The organism is Lentisphaera araneosa HTCC2155, assembly GCF_000170755.1.
In the GTDB taxonomy this organism is placed as follows: domain Bacteria; phylum Verrucomicrobiota; class Lentisphaeria; order Lentisphaerales; family Lentisphaeraceae; genus Lentisphaera; species Lentisphaera araneosa.
The window spans coordinates 47,587-53,586 of the sequence record NZ_ABCK01000033.1 but is presented as its reverse complement, the minus strand read 5'-3'; the positions used below and the strand labels follow the sequence as shown (position 1 = coordinate 53,586).

Below are 6,000 nucleotides of genomic sequence, written 5' to 3'. Positions count from 1 at the left end.
CACATTACAGTTTCCCCCTTTCCCACAAAAGTGCTTTAACCACTTTTGATGCGGAGCCTGCCTGTCTTTTAATTTTTAATTCCTGATTCCTCAACTACAAATCATCTAAAGGGCTGCGCGTCCCAGATTGGTTCAAACTCAGCACATGGGTATAAATCTGCGTCGTACTTATATCCTCATGCCCCAACAACTCCTGAATCGTCCTCAAGTCAGTCCCACGCTCCAACAAATGCGTCGCAAAACTATGCCTCCGCCGCATTCCCCGACTTATGCATACTACACATAACCCCCGCATTTCCGGTTTATTCATACTCAATAATGCAATAAAATACAACTACTTTTAAGCCCTTTTTTGGCTCTTCATAATACAACCCCCGACTTATGCATACTACACATAACTCCCGTATTCTCGGGTTATGCGTACTGGCTACCACAGATTACTACTTAGCAAAGACTCACTTATTGACTTTAAACATCGTGAATGCATTACAAAACTCACAACATCACTGCTATCTTAAAACCATGAAAAACTTAACCATCCCCGACAAACTCATCGTACGCACAAAACCATGTTAGATCAGAATAAATTTAAAATATATTTTATCTTATTACGTCATCTACTTAGCAACTCACTTTATTCTTGGAATCACAAAATTAAGCTGAGTAAATGCGAACTCAGCAATTCACCAGAAGTAAACGCAAACTGTGCATCGAATACGATTCCAAGTATATGCGGAATCAGCAAATAAAAAGAAATAAAAATCTAATTATCAACAGTAAAAAAGAAAAGATCTAACAAATCACTGGAGTAGATACTTTCGTTTGGAGTCAAATTTTAAATAGAAAGTACTACTCAGTTCAGACGTTAGATTAGGAACATAAATGGACATACAAATCAAATTTTTTACCTTAGTAGCATACATAGATATTGTACCAATCATCTTACTCTTTTTGATCAGTAAACTCCTTTTACAGAAGTTCAATAATTCAAAAATAAACGTAGCTAAAAACTTACTGATTGTATCGATTGTAACATCAATCATCAGAAAAACATGTGATTTTTTACCAGTTTTCACAGACTCCAATGAAAAATATACAGAACTATTAATGAGTAGTATTTATACAACATTCTGTTTTATAGATTTAACTATTTATCTAGTTGCAATCATTCTTCTCTACAGAGGAGTAAAATCAGAAATTAAAAACGAAAAATCTAACAAGAAACTGGAGTAGATACTTTCGTTATGAGTCACAATTTAAATAGAAAGTACAACTCAGTTTAGACGTTGTACTAAAAAACAATTAAAAAAACATACTAAGAATTGTAAGCTAAGCTCACATGTATTATTTACCTAAATAAGGTAGGTAAAAGGTATGAAACAAAGGACAGAGCATAGTGTAGGAGAGGTTTTTCGACGATTTGGTCAAGCTTACGAAGCCACACACGGATTGCAAAAAGAGCAACGAAAAACATTACAAGATATAGCTATGTGCCGAACTGCCTACCTTGGAGGACATAAGGAAATATGCTGTAAATGCGGAAATGAACGGCCAGTCTATAATTCATGCGGAAACACCAACTGTCCAATGTGTCAGGGTATACGCCGAAGAAGATGGTTAAAAGACCGATTAGATGAATTATTACCCGTATCTTATTTCCATAGTATTTTCACCCTGCCTCATGATCTGAACCCGATAGCAAGATTTAACCAAAGAGAGATTTATAACTTACTCTTCAGAACTGCCGCAGACACACTGCTTTATCTGAGTCAAAAATATCATGATGCGACTCCCGCAATTATCGCCACACTTCATACTTGGGGTCAAGATTTATGTCTCCACCCTCATGTACATATTCTGGTCACAAGTGGGGGAATGAAAAAAGATGGGACATGGAAAGCTGGAAGAAACGACTACTTATTTGACGTTTTTGAAGCCTCAGAAGAATTCAAAAAAAGGTTTCTCCGAAAACTCAAAAATCTCAACAAACATAAGAAGTTAGTGAATGCGCAAGGCTTCCCTGAAATATATAAAATCATCGAAGAGAAACCCTGGGTCGTGAATATTCAAAAACCCTTTTCAGGTGCTGAAGTTGTTGTCGAATACTTGAGTCGTTATGTTTATCGAAGTGCCATCGCTAATGGTAGAATTACAGCAGTTGAAAATTCATTCATAAGTTTTGATATCAAAGATTATAAAGATTTGGACGAGAAAGGAATTCCTCGACATAAAGATATCAGAATGAAACCTCAGGAATTCATCAGAAGATTTATGCAGCATGTACTACCCAAAGGATTTCGAAGATCAAGGTTTTATGGCCTTTTTGCAGGAGCTCAACGAACCACAAGTAAGGAATACTGTAAGATACTCTTTGCTGAACTACTCAAAGAATTCACCGGTAGCGAACGATTCAAAGAAGATGCTTGGCAACCCAAAGTCTGTGATTGCTGTGGCTACAGTGATTTTAAACGCGGCCAGGATATCCAGAATGAGAGACCTCCTCCAATACTCTTTCACTATCAGGGGAGAAGGTTACATGCATAAGAAACGAATCAGAGAGTCAACAATCCCTGACAAGAAGTACTTGATGCCGAAGTCGATAAAAAGAGCTCTTTATAAGGTAATGAAGCCTCTAATAGATGAAAATTTAGAGCCACATAGTTTCGAAGCCCGCCTAGACAGTAAAAAGCACCTGATCACAGCATCAACTACACCCATATTAACTTGTTCAACAAAACAAAAACAGTTAGTTTAGCACCATAGGGAAAGGAAATATGGGATCATCAATAATTGAAATAAAGTACAACAAATCGTTGGAACTGAGGTTCTCGCTTAGGCTCGAACACAGCTCAACTCGAACGTTAGGTGATCAATAATAAATGAATGAAATTAAAATATTAAGAAAGAAGAAATTAAGAATAGGATATTTATTTTTTTCTATAATTGCTCTACTTTTTTTATTCATACCTTTGAAAATTCTGTCTGAAGAAAACATTGAAGAGTTTCATCTAGGTTTGTTAACTTTTTTGTTTATATGGTCACTCATTCCCTTAGGTATTTCTTATTTTAGCTTATCATATGCAGTTCTACCTTTCAGGATAATTGAAAAAGAAAATAATCTTTATAAACAATCATATTTTCATCATTTGATAAAACCTCAACTAATTGGTAAACCCAATCTAGTTTATATCATAAATCTCAATCATTATCGTAAAAACCATATCAATATTTATCCCACATTAATAATTTCTAACACAGAAAATAAGAGATATATAATTGGATCTAAAGAAAGTTTTTTAAACCTTGAAGAAACAATGGAATCGATAACTAAAAGGTTTAATTCTAAAACTAAAATAATAAAAACAATTATTGGGTAGAAACACACCTAACAAATCACTGGAGTAGATACTTTCGTTTGGAGTCAAAATTTAAATAGAAAGTACTACTCAGTTCAGACGTTAGATTGTAATAAAATTAAAAATATATTTTGTCTAAATACGTCATCTACAACGCAAGTATCACTAAGCTCAGAGTCATGTTTTTAAACACAATCTATAACACACAGTCTTAATCTGTGTAAATGCGAAGTCAGCAATTTACCAGAAATAAACGCAAACAGTGCATCAAATATGATTCCGAGTAAATGCGGAATCAGCAATTAATCGAATCAGAATTTGAATCAAAATAAATCTAATTATCAGCAATTAAAAAAAAACACAAAATCTAACAAATCACTGGAGTAGATACTTTCGTTTGGAGTCAAAATTCAAATAGAAAGTACTACTCAGTTCAGACGTTAGATTGTAATAAAATTAAAAATATATTTTGTCTAAATACGTCATCTACAACGCAAGTATCACTAAGCTCAGAGTCATGTTTTTAAACACAATCTATAACACACAGTCTTAATCTGTGTAAATGCGAAGTCAGCAATTTACCAGAAATAAACGCAAACAGTGCATCAAATATGATTCCGAGTAAATGCGGAATCAGCAATTAATCGAATCAGAATTTGAATCAAAATAAATCTAATTATCAGCAATTAAAAAAAAACACAAAATCTAACAAATCACTGGAGTAGATACTTTCGTTTGGAGTCAAAATTCAAATAGAAAGTACTACTCAGTTCAGACGTTATATGGATACAAATGAATAAATATTTAAAAGTAATTTCACTCCTTGGAACACTTTGGATAATTGGGTACAATTTTTTATCTTGTATTGCAATAACTAGAAGGTTTGATCATATCCATTCAGAAACAACTACTTTAGAAGTAATGCATAGTATAGCGAAAAAAAGTTCATATGGAATCTTTGAAATAGCCCTATCCAATTCGGTCTATGCATTAATCATTTTATTCATAATCTTAGTAACAAAATCAAATAAGAAATCGAAAGACATATAACAAGAAACTGGAGTTGATACTTTCGTTGTGAGTCACAATTTAGATAGAAAGTACAAACTCAGTTTAGACGTTCTGTGGTAATAAAAAATGAAATTCAAAGCAATAGACATAACATTCAGTGAAGATATCACCGATGATATCGTTCAATTATACATATCATCACAATATGAAGTACAAGGTGATCTTGAGTATAACTATCCATATATAAACCTTAGTAGGAACTACGAATTCCCAAACTCACCAGCTACTATTCAATGGTATGACTCAAATGACAAAGAACATCACGGAAGTAACTCTATTACAGAAATAATAATTTCTAGAGACTGTATTCTTATAAAATTGAATGACGGAGAAATCATTGAAATCTATATTGACACTTCTTATGAGATATATCTAAAACTCCAAACTTATATTCAAACTATCATTAACGGACATGGAAAATTAATTATAAAATAAACACAGAACCAAGGGTCGCAGTGAATACTCTCGTTCCTCGAGTATCACTAAACCCAGACGTTATACTAAAAAATGAAATACAAAAACATACATTCTGCAATCCATAATTTTGGTGATAGTTTTTTCAGTTTAATGAATTATGTAGATAATAACTATGTAATTGATGATTTAGAAAATATACATAGAAATGGTTATGATATAGAAATTGACTGGATAAACATATCGTTCACTCCCAAAGAAATGGTCACTAAAAGAATATTAGAATCTATTTCATATAGAGCTTCATATCTAAAGGATCATTTTAAAAGTCAAAACGTGGATATTGGTGCAATAAAATCCCTATATTTCAAGTGGCCTGCTAAAGGTAGAAAATATATGGAAGCAACGGATGATAATTCGAAAAAATATAAAATATATGTACAAGAATCAAAATAAATACAAAGTATAACCATTAGATCCACCTGATACTCTCGTACCTCGAGCACAGGTGATCTAGGACGTTATGAGAAAATAAAATGAAACAGACGATAGAAACTAAACACGGTACATTTAAGTACTCAAAAAGCTACAAATGGTTTGAAACCAAAAGACCAAATGAAGATATAAGTGTATCTGAGACATTTATTAAAGAATATTCATTTGAACAATCTACAGAAATCATTGATTATATTCTTCAAAATAAAGATGTCATTTATGCAAAAGTCGCTGATGAAATGCTCGATATTTATAATGATGATTGGAGAAGTGTTGATGTATTTATTAATGGAATACCCGAGTATGAATGGACAGGTGATCAGACAAGTCTTGATGCAGAAATAACTACAAAAGACTCACCTATTTTATCAAAAAGTGAATTCATTGAAAGGTTAAGTATTTTTGATATTGCTTTTGATCATGATGAAGATGATGACTTTTCAGAACCAGTAAATATCTATATCAAAGCAAAAGGTGATTTATTTACAGATCACAGTTTGATAGCGCATATGGATATAAATAAAACAATAAAATATGTAGGACTATAATTCAACTCATAACCAACGGATCGAACTGATGGTTTCGCTACGCGAAACTCATCACTCCGATCCGTACTAAGATCACAGCTCATCCTCAGCGTTAGATCAGAATAAATTTTAAATAT

7 protein-coding genes and 1 pseudogene are annotated in these 6,000 nt (G+C 32.9%); 7 read left to right on the top strand and 1 reads right to left on the bottom strand.

Features of this window, described 5'->3' with window-relative positions:
* Positions 1–94: 94 nt before the first annotated feature.
* Positions 95–250, bottom strand: a pseudogene (locus LNTAR_RS26810) (tyrosine-type recombinase/integrase); the annotation flags it as partial.
* 632 nt (positions 251–882) lie between these two features.
* Here LNTAR_RS26810 and LNTAR_RS21905 point away from each other — a divergent pair.
* The 7 genes from LNTAR_RS21905 (at position 883) to LNTAR_RS21870 (ending at position 5,884) form a co-directional block, all read left to right on the top strand.
* Positions 883–1,233, top strand: coding sequence for a hypothetical protein (locus LNTAR_RS21905; protein WP_007280952.1), 351 nt, complete (start codon positions 883–885; stop codon positions 1,231–1,233).
* Between the two features lie 141 nt (positions 1,234–1,374).
* The gene (locus LNTAR_RS21900) at positions 1,375–2,544 is read left to right on the top strand and encodes an IS91 family transposase (RefSeq protein ID WP_052607318.1); all 1,170 of its coding nucleotides are present in this window, start codon (positions 1,375–1,377) and stop codon (positions 2,542–2,544) included.
* On the top strand, positions 2,537–2,755 hold the full coding sequence (locus LNTAR_RS21895; RefSeq protein ID WP_007278963.1) for a hypothetical protein: 219 nt from the start codon (positions 2,537–2,539) through the stop codon (positions 2,753–2,755). The genes LNTAR_RS21900 and LNTAR_RS21895 overlap by 8 nt, the downstream gene beginning before the upstream one ends.
* A 124-nt stretch (positions 2,756–2,879) precedes the next feature.
* The gene (locus LNTAR_RS21890) at positions 2,880–3,377 is read left to right on the top strand and encodes a hypothetical protein (RefSeq protein ID WP_007279341.1); all 498 of its coding nucleotides are present in this window, start codon (positions 2,880–2,882) and stop codon (positions 3,375–3,377) included.
* 1,116 nt (positions 3,378–4,493) lie between these two features.
* Positions 4,494–4,862, top strand: coding sequence for a hypothetical protein (locus LNTAR_RS21880; RefSeq protein ID WP_007280177.1), 369 nt, complete (start codon positions 4,494–4,496; stop codon positions 4,860–4,862).
* Between the two features lie 72 nt (positions 4,863–4,934).
* A complete protein-coding gene (locus LNTAR_RS27670; protein ID WP_007280951.1) occupies positions 4,935–5,297 on the top strand; it encodes a hypothetical protein in 363 nt (120 codons plus the stop codon).
* A gap of 80 nt (positions 5,298–5,377) precedes the next feature.
* A complete protein-coding gene (locus tag LNTAR_RS21870) occupies positions 5,378–5,884 on the top strand; it encodes a DUF2262 domain-containing protein (protein WP_007279342.1) in 507 nt (168 codons plus the stop codon).
* Positions 5,885–6,000: the final 116 nt, after the last annotated feature.

Coding starts and splice junctions, on each gene's coding strand:
- LNTAR_RS27670 (WP_007280951.1), top strand. CDS start 4,935: ATGAAATACAAAAACATACATTCTGCAATCCATAATTTTGGTGATAGT.
- LNTAR_RS21900 (WP_052607318.1), top strand. CDS start 1,375: ATGAAACAAAGGACAGAGCATAGTGTAGGAGAGGTTTTTCGACGATTT.
- LNTAR_RS21870 (WP_007279342.1), top strand. CDS start 5,378: ATGAAACAGACGATAGAAACTAAACACGGTACATTTAAGTACTCAAAA.
- LNTAR_RS21905 (WP_007280952.1), top strand. CDS start 883: ATGGACATACAAATCAAATTTTTTACCTTAGTAGCATACATAGATATT.
- LNTAR_RS21880 (WP_007280177.1), top strand. CDS start 4,494: ATGAAATTCAAAGCAATAGACATAACATTCAGTGAAGATATCACCGAT.
- LNTAR_RS21890 (WP_007279341.1), top strand. CDS start 2,880: ATGAATGAAATTAAAATATTAAGAAAGAAGAAATTAAGAATAGGATAT.
- LNTAR_RS21895 (WP_007278963.1), top strand. CDS start 2,537: ATGCATAAGAAACGAATCAGAGAGTCAACAATCCCTGACAAGAAGTAC.